Here is a 1,091-nt window from a genome sequence, read left to right on the forward strand (position 1 = left end):
GTTCGAGACAAGGGAGCGCGGGCCGCTGATGCCCCCTTCCTTGGCGATATCGGCGAGGAAGGAGAAGGGACGCAGCTGGGGCCCGGCTGATGCCTGGCACATCGTCGAGACGTCCGCGGGCAGGGGCAACAGTGTGTACGTCAGCAATGCGAGAGCGTAGACAAGCGCGCCGAACGCGACGAGGGAGCGGCGGAACCGAAGTTGGCCGTGCGTCCGGTTCTCGCGTGCGATCCATGGCACGAGTGCGGCGACGCTGAGCGCGAAGCCGATAGCGAGCGCGATGACGCCGGGAAAAACTGTGCCCATACCACGTAAAATACCGGAACTATCCAATCGCGAATATCGGCCTTGAGATGTATTCCACATCCCTCGATCGGCTCACTGAGTGGCGCGGTGAGGTTGACGACATCGGCCCCCTCGTCCTCCACGCTGAAGCCATGAAGACACGCACTCGTCGTTCCATTCGTCTCGCCGCAGTGAGCCTGCTCGCCGGTTCTGTCGTTCTTGCCGCCTCGGGGTGCGCGTTCGTGCAGCAGCAGACGGGCGATGCCTGGGCGGTGACCTACGAGATCCGCGTCGATGACCCAACCGGCTCGACGCTTTCCGATATCCGCGTCGAGGGAGCGGAAGCTCGAGGTGACGAGTCGAAGCTGCACAAGATCGGAACGGAAGCCACTACCCGCACGGACGGTGCAGGGTCGGCGTGGGTGCACGAAGCCGTGGTCCTCGCCAAGCAGCGGGCTTCGGTCAGTGCGACGCCGGCGCCGGGAGTGACAGCTGAATGCCGGATCTTGCTCGATGGCAAGCGGGAGATCGCCAAGCAGACCTCTGATGGGCCGGGTGAGCCGGTGGACTGCTCGGTTCGCACCCCGTCCTTCAAGTAACTGGTCATTCGCGCCCGAAGCATTGTGTGCCTCTGCATCGAATAACCAAGCAGGCCCGCCCTTTAGGTCTCTGACACGACCGAGAGCGACCCGTGTGATGCGGGGAGGCCACTCTCGACGAGCGGACGAGCGGACGAGCTCACGACGTCGCTGGCGATTTGCTCGCTCCGGCTGACGAAACAATCGATTGGCCCGAGACCGCAGGCC

The 1,091-nt window shown here is 64.1% G+C and carries 1 protein-coding gene and 1 pseudogene; one reads left to right on the forward strand and one right to left on the reverse strand.

The features are described 5' to 3' along the window. Window positions 1–306 (reverse strand): annotated as a pseudogene (locus GVY42_RS15385) (hypothetical protein); the annotation flags it as partial. Window positions 307–527: 221 nt separating this feature from the next. On the opposite strand from GVY42_RS15385, the gene GVY42_RS15390 reads away from it, so the two are divergent. Next, window positions 528–884, forward strand: coding sequence for a hypothetical protein (locus tag GVY42_RS15390; RefSeq protein ID WP_159565609.1), 357 nt, complete (start codon window positions 528–530; stop codon window positions 882–884). Window positions 885–1,091 lie beyond the last annotated feature (207 nt).

It is taken from the genome of Exiguobacterium sp. 8A, from assembly GCF_902506275.1.
In the GTDB taxonomy this organism is placed as follows: Bacteria; Bacillota; Bacilli; order Exiguobacteriales; family Exiguobacteriaceae; genus Exiguobacterium; species Exiguobacterium profundum.